Here is a 19117-nt window from a genome sequence, read left to right on the forward strand (position 1 = left end):
AATGAGAAATGTTACATTAATCCTCGACGACGGGAGCCGCTTTCATGGCAAGTCGTTCGGTTATGAGAAGCCGGTAGCCGGTGAAGTTGTGTTCAACACCGCAATGACCGGTTATCCAGAAAGCTTGACCGATCCTTCGTATGCAGGTCAGTTGATGACGCTGACATATCCGCTGGTGGGCAACTATGGCGTGCCTCCTTTTACAATCGAAGCCAACGGGCTACCTACTTTCATGGAAAGTGAGAAGATTCATGCCGAAGCGATTATTGTGAGCGACTACAGCGAGAAATATTCTCACTGGAATGCTGTGGAGAGCTTGGGCGATTGGCTGAAGCGTGAATACATACCGGGCATTACAGGCATCGATACACGTGAGCTGACCAAAGTACTGCGTGAGCACGGTGTAATGATGGGAAAGATCGTTTTCGATGACGAACCTGACAACATTCCCGAAGCAACTTATGCTGGTGTGAACTATGTAGACAAGGTTTCATGTAAGGAAGTTATCCGTTACAACGAAGGTGCAGGCAAGAAAAAGGTAGTACTTGTGGACTGTGGTGTGAAATCGAATATCATCCGTTGTCTGTTGAAACGTGACGTAGAAATTATTCGTGTACCTTGGAACTATGACTTCAATTCGCTGGAATTCGATGGATTATTCATTTCGAATGGTCCGGGCGACCCTGATACTTGCGATGCTGCTGTGCAGAATATTCGCAAGGCTATGCAGAACGAAAAGTTGCCTATCTTCGGAATCTGTATGGGTAACCAGTTGCTTTCGAAGGCAGGAGGAGCAAAAATTTACAAACTGAAATACGGTCACCGCAGTCATAATCAGCCGGTTCGTATGGTAGGAACAGACAAATGTTTCATTACTTCGCAGAATCATGGTTATGCCGTAGACAATAATACATTGGGAGCCGACTGGGAACCTTTGTTCATCAACATGAATGACGGTTCGAACGAAGGTATCCGCCACAAGAAGAATCCTTGGTTCTCGGCACAGTTCCACCCGGAAGCTGCCAGCGGTCCTACCGATACAGAATTCCTGTTCGACGAGTTTGTAAAGTTGCTGTAATCCATTAAAACAAAGAAAACAATGAAAGAAAATATAAAGAAAGTATTATTGTTAGGTTCCGGAGCTTTGAAAATCGGTGAAGCCGGCGAGTTCGACTACTCAGGTTCGCAGGCACTCAAGGCATTGAAGGAAGAAGGTATTGAAACAATTCTGATTAACCCGAACATTGCTACCGTACAGACTTCGGAAGGCGTGGCAGACAAAATTTATTTCTTGCCTGTAACTCCTTACTTCGTAGAAAAGGTGATAGCTAAGGAACGTCCCGATGGCGTATTACTGTCGTTCGGTGGTCAGACTGCATTGAACTGCGGTGTAGCTCTTTACAAGGCAGGAATATTCGAAAAATACGATGCACGTGTACTCGGTACTCCGGTACAGGCTATCATGGATACCGAAGACCGTGAGCTGTTCGTTCAGAAACTGGATGAGATTAATGTAAAGACGATCAAGAGTGAAGCGGTAGAAAACATCGAAGATGCCCGCCGTGCTGCCAAGGAACTGGGTTATCCGGTCATTATTCGTGCAGCATACGCACTGGGAGGTCTGGGTTCTGGTTTCTGCGACAACGAAGAAGAACTGAACGTTCTGGCTGAAAAAGCATTCTCTTTCTCTCCGCAGGTTTTGGTAGAAAAGAGCTTGAAAGGCTGGAAGGAAGTGGAATACGAGGTTGTGCGCGACCGCTTCGACAACTGTATCACGGTATGTAACATGGAAAACTTCGACCCGCTGGGTATCCATACCGGTGAGTCTATCGTAATAGCTCCTTCGCAGACACTGACAAACAGCGAGTATCACAAGTTGCGTGAACTGGCTATCCGCATCATCCGTCATATCGGTATCGTTGGAGAATGTAACGTACAGTATGCATTCGACCCCGAATCGGAAGACTATCGTGTCATCGAAGTAAACGCTCGTTTGAGCCGTTCTTCTGCCTTGGCATCCAAAGCTACCGGTTATCCGCTGGCTTTCGTAGCAGCTAAATTAGGTCTGGGTTACGGTTTGTTCGATTTGAAGAACTCGGTTACCAAAACAACTTCTGCGTTCTTCGAGCCGGCACTGGACTATGTAGTATGTAAGATTCCTCGCTGGGACTTGGGTAAATTCCACGGAGTTGACCGTGAACTGGGTTCAAGCATGAAGTCTGTAGGTGAAGTGATGGCGATCGGCCGTACTTTCGAAGAAGCTATTCAGAAAGGTCTTCGTATGATCGGTCAGGGAATGCACGGATTTGTAGAAAACAAAGAACTGCAGATTGCCGACATCGACAAGGCTTTGCGTGAGCCGACCGACAAGCGTATCTTCGTCATCTCGAAGGCAATGCGTGCCGGATATACTGTTGATCAGATTCACGAACTGACAAAGATAGACAAATGGTTCCTCGACAAACTGATGAACATCATGCAGACTTCGAAGGAACTTCACGAATGGGGCAACAACCACAAACTGTTGTCACAACTTCCGAACGAATTGCTGTACAAGGCAAAACGTCAGGGATTCTCCGATTTTCAGGTAGCACGTGCCATCGGTTACGAAGGAGAAATGGAAGATGCCATCATCGACATACGTAACCACCGTAAGAGTGTAGGTATCGTGCCGGTCGTTAAGCAGATTGATACGCTGGCTGCCGAATATCCTGCACAGACAAACTATCTGTATGTGACTTACAGTGGTGTGGCAAACGACGTACATTATCTGGGCGACCACAAGAGTATCGTTGTTCTGGGTTCGGGTGCTTACCGTATCGGATCGTCAGTAGAATTTGACTGGTGCGGCGTTCAGGCACTGAATACCATCCGCAAGGAAGGATACCGTTCGGTTATGATTAACTATAACCCGGAAACAGTTTCTACCGACTACGATATGTGCGACCGTCTGTACTTCGACGAATTGACTTTCGAACGTGTGATGGATATCCTCGACTTGGAAAATCCGCACGGAGTCATCGTATCAACCGGTGGACAGATTCCAAACAACCTGGCACTCCGTTTGGATGCACAGCATATCAATATCTTGGGAACCTCTGCAAAGAGCATCGACAACGCAGAAGACCGCGACAAGTTCTCGGCTATGCTCGACCGTATCGGCGTAGACCAGCCTGAATGGAGCGCACTGACTTCGATGGAAGATATCAACGCCTTCATCAAGAAAGTAGGATTCCCGGTACTGGTTCGTCCGTCGTACGTACTTTCGGGAGCCGCTATGAACGTATGTTCTAACCAGGAAGAGCTGGAACGCTTCCTGCAACTGGCAGCCAATGTATCGAAGAAACACCCGGTTGTAGTAAGCCAGTTCATCGAACATGCCAAGGAAGTAGAAATGGATGCCGTAGCACAGAACGGTGAAATCGTGGTATACGCCATCAGCGAACACATCGAGTTTGCCGGAGTACACTCAGGAGACGCTACCATTCAGTTCCCGCCGCAGAAGCTGTATGTAGAAACTGTTCGCCGCATCAAGCGCATTTCTCGTCAGATTGCCAAAGAACTGAATATTTCCGGTCCGTTCAACATCCAGTTCCTTGCCCGTGAAAACGACATCAAGGTAATCGAATGTAACCTGCGTGCCAGCCGTTCATTCCCGTTCGTAAGCAAGGTGCTGAAGATAAACTTCATCGAACTTGCAACAAAGGTGATGCTCGGTCTGCCAGTAGAAAAACCGAACAAGAACCTGTTCGAGCTCGATTACGTGGGAATCAAGGCAAGTCAGTTCTCGTTCAACCGTTTGCAGAAAGCCGACCCTGTATTGGGAGTCGACATGGCTTCTACCGGAGAGGTAGGATGTATCGGCGAAGATACTTCGTGTGCCGTATTGAAGTCAATGCTTTCGGTAGGTTACCGCATTCCGGAAAAGAATATCCTGATGTCGACCGGAACTCCGAAACAGAAGGTAGAAATGCTGAAAGCTGCTCAGGAACTGAAAGCAAAAGGCTACAACATCTTTGCAACCGGCGGAACATCGAAGTTCCTGACCGAGAACGGCATCGAGAATACCCGTGTATACTGGCCGAGCGAAGAAGGACATCCACAGGCATTGGAAATGCTCCACAAGAAAGAAATCGACATGGTAGTAAACATCCCGCGTGACCTTTCTGCCGGAGAACTGGACAATGGTTACAAGATTCGTCGTGCAGCTATCGACCTGAACATTCCGTTGATTACCAATGCTCGTCTGGCAAGTGCCTTTATCCATGCATTCTGCACTATGACCATCGACGATATAGCTATCAAGAGCTGGGACGAATATAAATAATCTCCTCTCTCGGTAGAATAGATATTACTTAAACGCCGCTTCGGAAAAAGCATATTTCCGGAGTGGCGTTTTTGATTTCAGAAGGCTGTTTCCCCTTGTCCGGAAGCAGCCTTCTGTTGTTTCTTTACTTATTTTTGTGACAGACATGTAAGTATCTTCCCGAAAATGCGACTAACGAGGGTAAAGAAACATGTAGAACAATATGCTGTATGAATAAAACACTGCAACAAGAAAAAGACTTTCTCCTGCTGATAGAATCGCACAAGCGAGTCATTTACAAAGTCTGTTATATGTATGCAACCGACAAGGAGCAATTGGACGATTTGTATCAGGAGATAGTAATGAACCTCTGGCGCGCTTATCCTTCGTTTCGCGGCGAGAGCTCTGCCGCAACATGGGTATACCGCATCTGCCTGAATACGTGTATTTCGTATCGCCGGAAGTCGAAACATCAGATTCAGGCAGTCACCCTTCCGGTAGATTTCGAGGCATTCGATGAGGAGGACGGAAAGACGTCGCAACTGCGCGAGCTATACCGGCTGATACACGCACTCAGTCCGCTGGAACGGGCACTCATCCTGCTCTGGCTGGAGGAAAGAAGCTATGATGAGATTGCCCGGATAATGGGTATTTCAAAGAATAATGTCGGTGTCCGTCTGAACCGCATCCGGGAAAAACTGAAAGACATGTCGAACCAATAAATCTTAGCTTATGGAACTTGAAGAACTGAAAAATCAATGGAACCTGCTCGGCGAGCAGTTGAAGAAGAACGAAATAATCAATCATGAAGTCATAAAACGAATGATAGAGAAGCGTACCCTGAGTGCCCGCGACCGCCTGATAGGAGCGAATGCGATAGCTGTTTTCATCCTTGCAGGCATGCTAATCCTGTTTCCGCTTGCTGCGGCACGGGTAACCATCCGGCAGGAACTTTTTTGGATATTTTACATTGTGTTTCCACTTCTTATTTTATATTCGTTTTGGAACATACACATTTTGTATAAATTCAATCTTGCCACCCGGACACTTCTTGAACTTCATCGCTGGATTCTCGCTTATAAACGCAGGCTCCGGATAGAAATCTGGTGTACTCCTTTCCTTACCGTAGGACTTTTTACTTCCGTTTTTCTGATCCATCATCATTATCGCAGTACGCTTATGGTAGTATTCGATGTCCTGATGCTCGTCGTGAGTGTCATGGCGGGTTATATATGCTATCGTTACATAGACAAACGTTCGGTAGACGAGATAGAGCAGGGAATGAAAGACTTGCAGGACTTGGAGTAAGTTTGGCGGGTAGTAAGGCAGAAGCATGGAATGTTGGGTAGAAATATACCGGCATCAGTCCGATGCTTCTGCTGTTTTTTGTGGAAAACAAGGTGAAATCTTGCTGTAAGTTTGTACAAACTTTTTTGGAATTTGTACAAAAAACAAAATGATTTGTACAAAATCTGTTTGATGGGTGCAGAAGAATTTGGAAGGAGATAAAGAGGAATTGATAGAGATTCCTTCGGGTTAGTGAGAAAGATTGTAGATACCATAAAAAAGAAAGCGACCTTCGTAAAAAGACCGCTTTAAATGTTTCCACAACGGAATAATCCTTATTGTGACTTGCTTCAATTTAGTTGTTCCAAATGTAGAGAATATTTTTGATATAAAAAAGATTTTTTAATTCATTTTCTCTATCTTTGAAAAAAAGGAAAAAGAAAATCTATCATGAAAAAGATATTAGGCTTAGATTTGGGAACGAACAGTGTAGGCTGGGCTGTAATAAATTCGGTTGTAAATGACGAAGGCAAGGAACAACTTGTAAACATATCATCTTGCGGCAGCAGAATCATTCCAATGGATGCTGCTACATTAGGAGATTTTGATAAAGGTAATTCTAAATCTCCAGTAGCGGAGCGAACCCGGTTGCGGGGAGTACGTCGTCTGCTGGAGCGTAGTTTACTGCGCCGAGAGCGTTTGCATCGAGTTTTATCTGTTATGGGATTTTTGCCGGAGCATTATGCTGCTCAATTAGACCGATACGGTAAGTTTTTACCAGAAACAGAACCCAAACTGGCTTGGTATAAAGATGAAACGGGTAAATATAGATTTCTGTTTCAGGACTCTTTCAATGAGATGCTGGAAGACTTTCACGAGCATCATCCCGAACTGGTAGCAGAAGGGAAAAAGATACCTTACGACTGGACAATCTATTATCTTCGGAAAAAAGCTCTTTCTCAGAAAATAACCAAAGAAGAACTTGCCTGGATATTGCTCAATTTCAATCAGAAACGAGGATATTATCAGTTAAGAGGAGAGGAAGAACAGGAAGATAATAAAAAATCAGTAGAATATTATGCACTGAAAGTTGTTGCGGTAGAAGATTCCGGAGATCGGAAAGGAAAAGATATCTGGTATAATGTCAAATTGGAAAATGGCTGGGTATACCGGAGAGCCAGCAGTGTTCCCTTAGACTGGACAGGTAAAGTAAAAGAGTTTATCGTAACGACAGATCTGGACGATACCGGAAATCCAAAGAAAGATAAAGACGGCAATGTAAAACGTTCTTTCCGGGCACCTAAGGAAGATGACTGGGGATTGTTGAAAACAAGGACGCAGGCACAGATTGACGAAAGTGGTCAGACGGTGGGTACATATATTTACGAGTCACTACTTCGCATGCCTGATCAGAAAATAAGGGGGAAGCTGGTTCGAACGATAGAACGTAAATATTATAAAGATGAACTTCGTAAAATCTTGATCAAGCAATCGGAGTTTCATACAGCTTTACAAGATCACAATTTGCTGCTTGCTTGCATCGAGGAACTATATCCTAACAACGAAGCTCACCGCCGGTTACTGTCTACTTCCGATTTTACTTATTTCTTGGTGGAAGATATATTGTTTTACCAGCGTCCGCTTAAAAGTCAGAAGGGACTGATTGACGATTGTCTGTACGAATCGCATGTCTATCGGGATAAAAAAGATGGCAGTTTACAGCATGTTCCGTTGAAGTGCGTGTCTAAATCGCATCCGTTGTTTCAGGAATTCCGCTTATGGCACTTCCTTTCTTTCCTGCGTATTTATCAACGTGAAAGAATGATAGACGGTTCTCTTAAACTGGATGTAGATGTGACGAATGAATTTTTGCAGAACGAAGATGACTATGTAAAACTATTCGACTGGCTGAATGAACGGAAAGAGATAGATCAAAAAACAATTTTAGCTTACAAACCTTTTGGCTTGAAGAAAAACGAGCAGTCCAAATATCGCTGGAATTATGTAGAAGACAAGAGTTATCCGTGTAACTCGACCAGAGCTGATATGATATTCAGGTTAAGTAAAGCTGGAGTTCCGGAGGAATTCTTAACCCGGGAAAAAGAAGAAGCCTTGTGGCATATATTGTATTCTATATCCGATAAAAAGGAATTGACGAAAGCTTTGGGAACTTTTGCTGAAAAGAATGGTTTGAATGAAACTTTTGTAGAAATATTTTCTAAGATGCCGCCTTTTGAAAGTGACTATGCCGCCTATTCTTTGAAAGCAATCCGGAAACTGCTTGCGCTGATGCGTATGGGAAAATACTGGGACGAGCAGGCTATCGATGAGCATACCCGTAGCCGGATTGAAAAGATACTGACCGGAGAATACAATGAAACAATCCGTACTCGGGTACGTGAAAAGGCGATGCATCTGACCGATATATCTTCTTTCCGAGGACTTCCTTTATGGTTGGCATGTTATGTTGTTTACGATCGTCATTCTGAAGCAAAAGAACTTGTCAAATGGGAAACCCCCGATGATATCGATCACTTCTTGCGTAAGTTTAAGCAACATTCGTTGCGTAATCCTATTGTAGAACAGATTATTATGGAAACGCTGCGTACGGTACGCGATATTTGGAAACAAGAAGGAAAAATAGATGAGATTCATGTGGAATTAGGTCGTGAAATGAAAAATCCGGCCAAGGAACGTGCCCGTATAACGGCACAGGTGCTGGAAAACGAAAATACCAACTTACGCATAAAGGCGTTGCTTGCTGAATTTATGAATCCTGAATTTGAGATAGAGAACGTACGTCCTTATTCGCCTGCCCAGCAAGAAATCTTACGAATCTATGAAGAAGGTGTGTTATCAGGTGTTGCAGAAAAGGATTTGCCTGACGATATTGCTTCAATATTGAAGAAGTTCAGAGAAAATGATGTGAAGAAACGTCCTACTACCTCAGAAGTCTTACGGTATAAATTGTGGCTGGAGCAACGCTATCGTTCGCCTTATACTGGCAGAATTATTCCGCTTGGTAAACTGTTTACTCCTGCTTATGAAATAGAGCATGTGATACCTCAATCGCGTTACTTTGACGATTCTTTTACCAATAAAGTAATCTGCGAATCGGCTGTAAACAAGTTGAAAGATAATTGCTTAGGATATGAGTTTGTCAAGAAACATTCCGGCGAAAAGGTGGAATTGGTAAATGGTGAGACTGCTACTATTTTTTCAGTCGAAGAATATGAGCGTTTCGTAAAGGACTCTTACTTTAATAATAGTAAGAAGATAAAAAAACTGCTGCTTGAAGATATACCGGATAACTTTATTGAACGTCAGTTGAACGATAGCCGATATATCAGTAAAGTGGTAAAATCTTTGCTTTCGAATATTGTCTGTGAAGAAGGCGAACAAGAAGGCATGTCGAAAAATGTGATAGTTTGTACAGGAGGAGTAACGGATCGGTTGAAGAAAGACTGGGGAGTGCAGGATGTATGGAACCGGATTATTCTTCCACGTTTCCTGCGCTTGAATAAAATGACGGATCGTACAGACTTTACTGCTGTAAGTACGAATGGTCATTTGTTGCCTGCCGTGCCTTTACATTTACAGAAAGGCTTTAACAAGAAAAGAATAGACCATCGTCATCATGCGATGGATGCCATTGTGATAGCGTGTGCCGGTAGGAATATTGTTAATTACCTGAATAATGCTTCTGCACGGAAAGGCTCCGAAATCTCTCGTTATGACCTGCAACATTTATTGTGCGATAAGGTAAAAACAGACGCAAACGGTAATTACAAATGGATTCTTCGTAAACCTTGGGAAACGTTTACACAGGATGTATATGCAGCATTGACGAATATTGTCGTCAGCTTTAAGCAGAACCTTCGGGTAATAAACCGTACAACGAACCATTATCAGCATTATAATGAAGATGGGGAAAAGAAAATGATTCCGCAGACTAAAGGTGATCGTTGGGCTATTCGTAAGCCGATGCATAAAGATACAGTATATGGTGAGGTTAATTTGCGTAAGGAGAAAACACTTCCTTTGAAAGATGTGCTCAATAATCCATCGATTGTTGTGGATAAATCATTGAAAAACAAATTGTATGAGTTGATAAAATCTCAGTATGACTTGAAGGCAATAACGAAGTATTTCGAAACACATCAAGATGTTTGGGCCGATGTTAATTTGAAGAAAATCAAGGTCTATTATTTTACGAAAGAAACGAATGAGCGCTTTTTTGCAACACGTAAATCTTTGGATTCAAGTTTTAGTCAGAAGAAGATTGAAGAAGAAGTTACGGATACAGGTATACAAAAGATTTTGCTGCGTCATTTGCAGCAAAATGGTAACAATCCGGACATTGCTTTTTCTCCCGATGGAGTAGAACGTATGAATCAGAATATGACTATTCTGAATGATGGTAAATGGCATCAACCTATTTATAAGGTAAGAACTTATGAAAAGGCAGATAAGTTTGCAGTTGGTGAGAAAGGTAATAAAGTTAAAAAGTTTGTGGAGGCTGCCAAGGGAACCAATCTGTTTTTTGCAGTATATGAATCTATACAAGAGGATGAGGCTACGGGAAAGCAAGTTCGTAAACGGACTTTTGCAACTATTCCTCTAAATGAAGTTATTAAGCGTAAAAAACAAGGATTGCCTGCTGCTCCTGAAGACTCAAAGGGTAATTTGCCAATATTTGTTTTATCTCCTAATGATTTGGTTTATTTGCCGACAGAAGAAGAACGTAATAGTGGTAAGATAATTCAGCCTTTGGATAGGGAGAGAATTTATAAAATGGTTTCTTCTTCTGGTAATCAATGCTTTTTTATAAAAGCTTTTGTTGCTAATTCAATTTGGGATAAAAAAGAATATTCTTCTTTAAATAAAATGGAGCGTGCTGTAACTGATGAAATGATAAAAGAAATTTGTGTACCTATTAAGATTGATAGATTAGGTAATGTTTCTTTGATAAAAATATGATACTATGATCAAGAAAACACTATACTTTGGTAATCCTGCTTATTTGTCATTGCAAAATAATCAATTGGTTATTAAGCTACCGGAGGTGGAGCGTAACGCTTCGCTTCCAGAGGGCTTTAAATCTCAATCGGTTATAACCAGACCCATAGAAGATATAGGCTTGGTGATATTAGATCATAAGCAGATAACAATTACTTCGGGAGTGCTTGAAGCGCTTTTGGAAAATAATTGTAGTGTCATAACTTGTGATAATAAAAGTATGCCTGTTGGATTATTATTGCCACTTTATGGGAATACTGTTCAGAATGAAAGGTTCAGGGAACAACTGATGGCGACTCTTCCATTGAAGAAACAATTGTGGCAGCAAACTATAAAAGTTAAAATACAGAATCAGGCACATGTCTTGCAATATTGTTTAGGAGAGGACAATAAATGCATGAGAGTTTGGGCGGACGAAGTAAAAAGCGGTGATCCCGATAATTTGGAAGCAAGGGCTGCTGCTTATTATTGGAAAACACTTTATGCTCATATTCCAGGATTTACGCGAGATCGTGACGGAATACCTCCTAATAATTTATTAAATTACGGATATGCTATTTTGCGTGCGGTTATCGCTCGTGCTTTAGTTTCCAGTGGTTTGTTACCTACTTTAGGGATACATCATCATAATCGTTATAATGCTTATTGTTTGGCAGATGATATAATGGAGCCTTATCGTCCTTATGTAGATAAACTTGTATTTCAGCTTGTTAAGACTTATGGCGAGAATGTAGAACTGACAAAGGAAATAAAATCTGTTCTTTTAACTATTCCTACACTCGATGTTGTTATCGGTAGAAAGCGAAGTCCATTAATGGTAGCTGCTACCCAAACAACAGCTTCTTTATATAAATGCTTTAGTGGTGAATTACGTAAAATTGCTTATCCTGAAATGTGATGGATAGATATAGTGAATATCGTATTATGTGGATACTTGTATTTTTTGATTTGCCTACTGAAACTCAAAAAGACAAGAAAGCTTATGCCTTGTTTCGTAAGAATTTGCAAAAGGATGGTTTCACTATGTTTCAATTTTCAATTTATATTCGTCATTGTGCCAGTTATGAGAATGCGGAAGTTCATATAAAAAGGGTAAAGTCATTTTTACCAGAATTTGGTCAGGTGGGTATAATGTGTATAACAGATAAGCAATTCGAGCAAATTGAACTATTTTATGGTAAGAAGCCTCATGGTAAAAATGTTGCAGGGCAACAATTGGAGTTATTTTAGAAATAAGAAATCCCGCTTTTAATGGCGGGATTTCTTGTAGGAAACAAATCTTTTTTTATTTCTATTCTTCGATGTAATATATTGCTATATAGGTTGTTGTGCGGGTCGCGCTGTTTCCTATAGAGCAAAGTTACTAAATTGAAAGCAAATCACAACGCCACTTTTATGAGAATGAAGGAGGATGCCGCTGTTTCCTATAGAGCAAAGTTACTAAATTGAAAGCAAATCACAACTCAGAAGATTCAGATTCAGAAGATTTCAGATGCTGTTTCCTATAGAGCAAAGTTACTAAATTGAAAGCAAATCACAACTTCAGAAGTAAGAAGATTCAGAAGATTCAGGCTGTTTCCTATAGAGCAAAGTTACTAAATTGAAAGCAAATCACAACGAAGAAGAAGAAGAAGATTCAGAAGAAGAAGCTGTTTCCTATAGAGCAAAGTTACTAAATTGAAAGCAAATCACAACCAAGCGGTGTGAAATTGTTTGAGTTCTCAGGCTGTTTCCTATAGAGCAAAGTTACTAAATTGAAAGCAAATCACAACAAGAAGATTCAGATTCAGAAGATTCAGATTGCTGTTTCCTATAGAGCAAAGTTACTAAATTGAAAGCAAATCACAACTCTTTTCCACCTACACATGTCACCATTTTTGCTGTTTCCTATAGAGCAAAGTTACTAAATTGAAAGCAAATCACAACAACGTATGCCGGACGGTAGGGCAATTGCCGGCTGTTTCCTATAGAGCAAAGTTACTAAATTGAAAGCAAATCACAACTTGGTCAGAGCAGACCAACAGTCGAAATATGCTGTTTCCTATAGAGCAAAGTTACTAAATTGAAAGCAAATCACAACGTCTACAAGGTGACAAATTCGGTGACATCAGCTGTTTTCTATAGAGTAAAGTTACTAAATAGAAGGCAAATCATAATGAATTTATGGCAGGTCTCTTTTCGAAAAGTAGCTGTATCCTATATTTTTCTATTGCGTCATTGGCATACGGAATACCCTTTCTTTTTGCACTTTTTAGACGTATTCGTGAAAATATTTGTGCCGTTTTTCGGTACAAATGAAAAATTTCGTATATTTGTCTTACTCTTAGAAGAAAAAAAAAGTATTAGAAGCGTTTTAGGCATTATCCAAAGTTCAGGAAATCCCCAATTTCACAACGATAACAAAGGATAATACAAAAACGCTCCACGGACTATTGTATCTGTGTATCTGCTGTTTGAGCAATATGTATGCATATAGGCGTGGGGCTTTATGTATTGCTCGGTTATCAAGTATGGGGATACTTCTGAACAGGTAATACTAAAGTTCCCCACGCTTAACTTTTATAAAAACAGCTTCAAGGGGAAGCAAGCTGACATATTGTATATGTATGAAAGCACTTAAACTAAACAACTATGAAAGCGGTATTGAAACCTTTGTTTCGTTTGCCGTAGGTTACCGTTTCTTTTATTGGATTCTTTTTTTTAGCGTTTTTCTTGTTTTTATGTTGCAGCATATAATTTACAAATTATGTGCCATTCATCTTTTTGTATGTATCCGATAGTGGACTATGGACTATGATGAAACTCGCCATACCGATAGCGAGATATGGAGTTTAATCTATCGTACATTGAAAGATATACGTGAAGTAAGAGAGTTATTATGTACCGATGAGCTGGGAAAAGTTTTTTGTAAAATAAAGCTCATTGAAAAGGAAATTGATATTTTGTCTGTTTTAATATTTTACTTGTGACATATTGTTATTATGTACAGCTTTTGGCGAATTAGGCGTCACATGGGGAGTCTTAAAGTGGATTAAAAAGAAAGATGATGGATAAAAGGATAGAAGAGGTAGTCAATGAACAACTGAACACGGAGTTATGGTCGTCCAATTTGTATACTGCATTTCAGATATATTTTGAAGAACAGGAATTACCCGTGTTGGCTTTGTGGCTGAAAACACAAGGACAGAAGAAAGCGGACAGGATGCAAAAGTTAACGGCATTTTTATTGAGAGAAAGAGGAACTGTTTCTATACGTGAACTGGCATATAAAGCCGAAAAATGGCAAAGTCCTGTGGTTGCCTTGAATGATTTGTTTGAGCATGAGCAATATTTTCATAAGCAAGTTTGTGATTTTATGGCTTTTGTGCGTAGTACGGACGATTCAGCCTTGCACTCTCTGGTTTTGAGTTTATATGTTGATGAGGTGCATGTGAGTGATTTTCTTGTAGAGCTGCTGCGTATGCTTGTCAAAGAATGGAAAAGACAGTTACCATTGGAGTGAAATTAAAATGATGTGTTAAGCTGACAGGCTGTTTAATGAACGTTGAAAATGGAAACTGTTGACTTTGAGAGGGAGCTGATAGCATTGCGTGAAAAGCTTCTGAAATATGCGCTTTTGATGTTTCCGAAGAGAGAAGATGCGGAAGACTTGATTCAGGAAACATTGTTGAAGGCACTTGAAAACAGAGATAAATATAATGAGAATGTTAATTTTAAAGGATGGCTCTATACGATAATGCATAATACATTTGTAAATATCTGCAAGTCGAAAAGTTATTGTATGTATCAGAATATTTCGGATAATAATGTTTGTGCTGAAATAGATAGAAGCGTGGAAGAGTTTATCGACGATAGTTGTGGCATGGAGGAAATTTATAAAATGATAAACAAGCTTCCTGATGATTATCGTGTAGTGATACTGATGAGGCTGGCCGGATTTAAATATCAGGAGATAGCCGATAAGTTAGGAATATCGATAAGCTTGGTAAAGAGCCGGATTTTTTATGGAAAAAAGAGATTAAAATATATGTTGTGTGATTTTAAGTAGATTCAATAAAGGACTCTTGCATTACAGAGAGGTACTTGGTGAATTGTTTTTATAGGTTGGTTTGGCCATGAGTCGATTCATGGAGAGAAGCAGCTTCGTTGGTATAATGAGGCTGCTTCTTCAGTAAATAAATAGTATGTAATCTCGACCGCCTTTGCTGGAAGCCGGATAAACGTTTGCTTTATAATTTCCTTAATTCTTGATATAATCGTTGGACAGGCAGTCCCATAACATTAAAATAGGAGCCTTTCAATCCGGTTACTCCGATGAAACCAATCCATTCCTGCACACCGTATGAACCAGCCTTGTCCATGGGACGGTAATGTTCTACATAGAAGTGAATGTCTTCTTCACTCAGAGTATCGAAAGTGACTTCTGTTATGGAGGCGAAAGTTTTTTGAAATTCAGTCGTTGTAAGACATACTCCTGTGATGACTTGATGCGAACGTCCTGATAGTTTGTGCAACATGCTGACGGCATCTGCTTCATCTTTGGGCTTACCTAATACTTCGCCATCTATATAGACTATTGTATCGGCAGTGATAATCAGTTCGTCTTGCTGCATGGAAGGGCGGTAAGCATCTGCCTTTTCACGGGCGATATAGACAGGAATCTCTTCGCCTGTCAGTGTGCTGGGATAGGTTTCGTCTATACCTGGCAGAATCTTGACCTCGTAATTTATTCCTAATCCGGATAATAACTCTCGGCGGCGCGGAGAGTTGGAGGCCAGTTTGATTTTATATTTCTTCAGATTTTCGAGCATAATCGTTCTTGTTAGTTACCAGCCAAAAGCGGCTTCGTGTGACATCCATTTGCCTTGTGCGCGGAGTACTTGTTCTACTACGTCACGTCCGCATCCATACCCTCCGTTCCGGTGGGAGATGTATGTGCAGATTGCTTTGATTTCTGGTGCGGCATCTGCCGGGCAGCAGGGAAGTCCTGCCCGACGGAGTACTTCGTAATCGGGGATATCGTCTCCCATGTAGAGTACTTCTTCTGGCTTCAGATTGTATTTGGACAGCAGTTCTGCAAATTCTTTTGTCTTTACGGCGGCACCCATGTAAATGTCTTTTATGCCTAATCCTTCGTAACGTTTGCGTATGGACTCTGTTTTTCCTCCGGTGATAATGGCTACATGTAGGCCGCACTTTACTGCTAACTGCAGAGCGTAACCGTCTTTTATATTAACCGTGCGCATGGGTTCGCCATTGGGATGTAGTGTAATGGTTTCGGCACTCAGTACACCGTCTACGTCGAATACCAATGCACGTATTTGGGTTAGATCGTAATTTATCATAAGTCTTTTATTTGGTTTCTATTGTATTCATGAATGTTTTTGCTGGCTTGTTCGTATATGGTTGCCAGACGGGGTTCGTTTTGTAGCATTTCCAGATGCTTGTTGATGACGTTTTCATCGTATCGTTGTGCCGGACCTGTCTGTGCTGCAACAGGAGAGAGTTTGTGCACTTTCCTGGTTGTTTCGTCGATAAGTGGAAGCATCGCTTCGAAAGGTAGTCCGTGTGTGGATAGTAAATGGTCGGCTATTGCATACATATGGTTGGCAAAGTTGCAGGCAAATACGGCTGCTATATGCAGATAGCGGCGCTGTTCCGAAGAGGCTTCGTATGCTTTGCTCCCTAAGTTTGCTGCTATTTTGTTTAGTGCTTGCAAATCTTCAGGAGAATGTGCCTCTGTAAAGAAAGTAACTTCCTGAAAGTTTACCGGACGTTGTTTGCTGAAGGTTTGCATCGGATAAAGTACGCCGTAGCGTTCTGTGAGTCCTTGCCATATATTCATGGGGACGCTGCCCGCAGTATGTACGAATAGGGCGTGTGGTGCTTGCTGTACAAGTGGTGCAAGCAGGGTGTTGAGAGCGGAATCTTTTACCGATACAATGTATAAGTCCCCGTCGGAAGCAACGCTCCCGATGTGAGTCGTATAAGGGCATCCCAGTTGGTTTGCCAGTTCGGAGGCAGAGGCTTCTGTCCGGCTGTAGATTTGGCGGATATTGTATCCAGCTTTCAAGAGGGCGGTGGCGAGGTGTGTTGCTACATTTCCAGCTCCTATGATAATGATGTTTTTAATTTCCATGTAAAGTTGACATTTGATGTGGTGATGTCTTATCGGGAAGATAGCCAGTAGAGTAATATTCCTATTAGCAGTAAGGCGGCAGGAAGCAAGTAGCTTGACATTTGCCCTAACAGGGAAACTACCAGACTTATGTTTTGAATGAGCCAGATACCTGCCAGAATAATTCCTACCGATTTGTCTGCCTTGAACCAAAGAAAGATAACTGCAGCATAAAGTAGCATGGTATCTTTTTGCATAACCCATGGTAGTCCGTGGCTCGAAAAGTCTATCAGACGGTCTGCAAGATAGAGAATTCCTATCAAGGCGAGAAAGACAGCTGTAGCACGGTAGGTGTCTTTATGGTTTGATGCTTTTGTTACCACGTTTATTCTCCTCCATATTTATTAATATGTACTTTTTCCCATAACAGATGTGACTCGTCGAATGGTTTGCGTTCCATACCTTTGTGTCCGATTGCAACGATGGATAGTACCTGAAGTTGTAGAGGAATGCCAAGAATGCCGTGTACATATTCGTCGGAAGACATGCCTGTAGCGGTATATCGTTCGCGTATTTGTATCCAGCAACTGCCCAGTCCCAGGTCTTCAGCTTGTAGCTGAATCATCAGGGAGGCTATAGAGGCGTCTTCTATCCATACATCACTGGCAAGAGGATCGGCTAATACTACTATGGCAAGTGGGGCATCTTTTAGGAAAGATGATCCTGTTTCCTTACAACGTGACAACTTGTCGAGTGTTTCTTTGTCGTCGATAACTACGAATTGCCAGCAGTTGCTGCGCTTTGAGGAAGGTGACATGAGAGCGGCTTTTAGCAGAGTTACTACTTCCTCTTGTGTTAATTCTTCGGACGTAAACTTGCGCATGCTGCGCCGTTGCTTTATCAATTCGCTGAAACTTTTCATAAAATATCTGTTTTTTGTACGACAAATATAATCTATAAACTCGTAATGCTCAAAAAAAATCATAAATTTGCGATACAATGGCTATCAGGTTGACTACATACGAACATGCAAAAGACATTCCCGATTTGCCGGGAACAAATGTCTTTCATTCTACTGAGCTGTTTCGAATATTGGAGCAAACGCCCGGCTATCGTCCGGTGCTGCTGGTCGCTTCCGAAGGAAACAGACCAATAGGGAAGCTGTTGTGTGTTACTCGGCGTAATTTCCGTTTATTAGGGTTTACAAGTAAAACGTATGTTTATGGTACAGGAGAGTATTTCTGTCAGATACAAAGGCGAGAGAAGGTTTTCGATGAACTGCTGACGTATTTTACTCTTCGCTATAAAGAATCTTCCTTTTTATTGGAGTTTCGTAATATCGAAGAACCTTTGTTTGGGTATCGGTATTTCCGGCGAAATGATTATTTCCCGGTACGTTGGCTGCGGATACGTAATTCTATTCATCATGAGCAGCTCGATAAATGGATGAGCCCTTCTCGTAAACGTCAGATTGCCAGAGGAGTCGAAAATGGAGCTTCTGTTGAAATTGCTTCTTCTTCTGACACTATCAAAGCTTTTTTTGCAATGTTGAAGAAGTATTATTCTGCCAAAATACATCGTTATCTTCCTGATTTCCGTTTCTTTGCTTCTTTTTCTGAACAGTCCTCGATTGGTGGAATAGGTAAAATCTTTGTTGTTCGTTATAAGGGAAAGGTGATTGGAGGAGCAGTATGTTTGTTCTCTGGTGATACGGCTTATCTGATGTTTTCGGCAGGTATGCGTAAAAGTTATCCGTTGCTTTATCCGGGAGTACTGGCTGTTTGGGGAGCGATGACTTATGCGAGAGAGCATGGTTGCAATCATTTTGAATTTATAGAAGCGGGACTTCCTTTCCGAAAATTCAGTTATCGCGACTTTATTTTACGTTTCGGAGGAAAACAGTTGAGTACACGCCGCTGGTTTAGGGTGAAATGGAATTGGCTGAACCGCTTATTGATCCGTATCTATATATAATCTCCGTGTACGATATGTGGCAGATTGTGTTTTTACAATATAACTTCTTTTTGTCGAGAAATGGAAAATAATATCTTTTAAGCTTTGAGCAGAAAAGATCATTAGATGTTGTTTGGTAAAACAGGTTGACGATAATTTGTGATGTTGAATTGCGTGTTGTTTGTAGTTGAGAAGCCATCTTCAGAAAAATGGATGCTTAAGATGTTGATAAATAAGTAATATCATAGGAAAATACTTTGTGAAGTATATCTACCAATGAAAGAAAAATATTTCTGACATTCGAGATTTTTGTAAAATAAAAATAAACTAAAAAAAGACGTGAGTTCGGGATAAGAAAGTATCTTTAAAAGTTGGTAATCACCGAATTATTTTGTATATTTAAGTCTGACAAACAATTAATTACAAATTAACAA

The 19117-nt window shown here is 41.2% G+C and carries 15 protein-coding genes and 1 CRISPR repeat array; of the genes, 10 read left to right on the forward strand and 5 right to left on the reverse strand.

Annotated elements, in window-relative coordinates; translation table 11 throughout:
* The first annotated feature begins 1 nt into the window (after position 1).
* The 9 genes from carA (at position 2) to ACZM60_RS06830 (ending at position 14660) form a co-directional block, all read left to right on the forward strand.
* A complete protein-coding gene (gene carA / locus ACZM60_RS06790; RefSeq protein WP_489521112.1) occupies positions 2 to 1078 on the forward strand; it encodes a glutamine-hydrolyzing carbamoyl-phosphate synthase small subunit in 1077 nt (358 codons plus the stop codon).
* A 21-nt stretch (positions 1079 to 1099) separates the two neighbouring features.
* Positions 1100 to 4327 (forward strand): carbamoyl-phosphate synthase (glutamine-hydrolyzing) large subunit, encoded by a 3228-nt coding sequence (carB, locus tag ACZM60_RS06795; protein WP_489521113.1) that lies wholly within the window; start codon positions 1100 to 1102, stop codon positions 4325 to 4327.
* A gap of 209 nt (positions 4328 to 4536) precedes the next feature.
* Positions 4537 to 5028, forward strand: coding sequence for an RNA polymerase sigma factor (locus ACZM60_RS06800; RefSeq protein WP_489521114.1), 492 nt, complete (start codon positions 4537 to 4539; stop codon positions 5026 to 5028).
* 10 nt (positions 5029 to 5038) lie between these two features.
* A complete protein-coding gene (locus ACZM60_RS06805; RefSeq protein ID WP_489521115.1) occupies positions 5039 to 5614 on the forward strand; it encodes a hypothetical protein in 576 nt (191 codons plus the stop codon).
* A gap of 429 nt (positions 5615 to 6043) precedes the next feature.
* A complete protein-coding gene (gene cas9 / locus ACZM60_RS06810) occupies positions 6044 to 10573 on the forward strand; it encodes a type II CRISPR RNA-guided endonuclease Cas9 (RefSeq protein ID WP_489521116.1) in 4530 nt (1509 codons plus the stop codon).
* A 4-nt stretch (positions 10574 to 10577) separates the two neighbouring features.
* Positions 10578 to 11510, forward strand: coding sequence for a type II CRISPR-associated endonuclease Cas1 (gene cas1 / locus ACZM60_RS06815; protein WP_021971079.1), 933 nt, complete (start codon positions 10578 to 10580; stop codon positions 11508 to 11510).
* Entirely contained in the window at positions 11510 to 11842 is a 333-nt protein-coding gene (gene cas2 / locus ACZM60_RS06820; RefSeq protein WP_021971078.1) for a CRISPR-associated endonuclease Cas2, read from the forward strand. The genes cas1 and cas2 overlap by 1 nt, the downstream gene beginning before the upstream one ends.
* A 109-nt stretch (positions 11843 to 11951) precedes the next feature.
* Positions 11952 to 12769: a CRISPR direct-repeat array (repeat unit 47 nt; unit sequence GCTGTTTCCTATAGAGCAAAGTTACTAAATTGAAAGCAAATCACAAC).
* 886 nt (positions 12770 to 13655) lie between these two features.
* Positions 13656 to 14114: a ferritin-like domain-containing protein gene (locus ACZM60_RS06825; RefSeq protein WP_489521117.1), complete on the forward strand. Its 459-nt coding sequence runs from the start codon at positions 13656 to 13658 to the stop codon at positions 14112 to 14114.
* Positions 14115 to 14162: 48 nt separating this feature from the next.
* Entirely contained in the window at positions 14163 to 14660 is a 498-nt protein-coding gene (locus ACZM60_RS06830) for an RNA polymerase sigma factor (RefSeq protein WP_021971261.1), read from the forward strand.
* Positions 14661 to 14841: 181 nt separating this feature from the next.
* Here the strand turns inward: ACZM60_RS06830 and ACZM60_RS06835 are convergent, their stop codons facing one another.
* Genes ACZM60_RS06835 through ACZM60_RS06855 form a run of 5 tightly spaced genes read right to left on the reverse strand, consistent with a single transcriptional unit; the run spans position 14842 to position 17652 of the window.
* Positions 14842 to 15423: a Maf-like protein gene (locus ACZM60_RS06835; RefSeq protein ID WP_489521118.1), complete on the reverse strand. Its 582-nt coding sequence runs from the start codon at positions 15421 to 15423 to the stop codon at positions 14842 to 14844.
* A gap of 15 nt (positions 15424 to 15438) precedes the next feature.
* Positions 15439 to 15957, reverse strand: a complete 519-nt coding sequence (locus tag ACZM60_RS06840; protein WP_021971263.1) for a KdsC family phosphatase — start codon at positions 15955 to 15957, stop codon at positions 15439 to 15441.
* Positions 15954 to 16751 (reverse strand): Rossmann-like and DUF2520 domain-containing protein, encoded by a 798-nt coding sequence (locus tag ACZM60_RS06845; RefSeq protein WP_489521119.1) that lies wholly within the window; start codon positions 16749 to 16751, stop codon positions 15954 to 15956. The genes ACZM60_RS06840 and ACZM60_RS06845 overlap by 4 nt, the downstream gene beginning before the upstream one ends.
* 29 nt (positions 16752 to 16780) lie before the next feature.
* Positions 16781 to 17113, reverse strand: a complete 333-nt coding sequence (locus ACZM60_RS06850) for a hypothetical protein (RefSeq protein WP_489521120.1) — start codon at positions 17111 to 17113, stop codon at positions 16781 to 16783.
* Positions 17114 to 17115: 2 nt separating this feature from the next.
* Positions 17116 to 17652 carry a nitroreductase family protein gene (locus ACZM60_RS06855; RefSeq protein ID WP_340319488.1) on the reverse strand — a complete coding sequence of 179 codons (537 nt, stop codon included), beginning with the start codon at positions 17650 to 17652 and terminating at the stop codon, positions 17116 to 17118.
* A gap of 77 nt (positions 17653 to 17729) precedes the next feature.
* On the opposite strand from ACZM60_RS06855, the gene ACZM60_RS06860 reads away from it, so the two are divergent.
* Positions 17730 to 18704: a GNAT family N-acetyltransferase gene (locus ACZM60_RS06860; protein ID WP_489521121.1), complete on the forward strand. Its 975-nt coding sequence runs from the start codon at positions 17730 to 17732 to the stop codon at positions 18702 to 18704.
* Positions 18705 to 19117: the final 413 nt, after the last annotated feature.

The organism is Phocaeicola sp. (genome assembly GCF_057861905.1).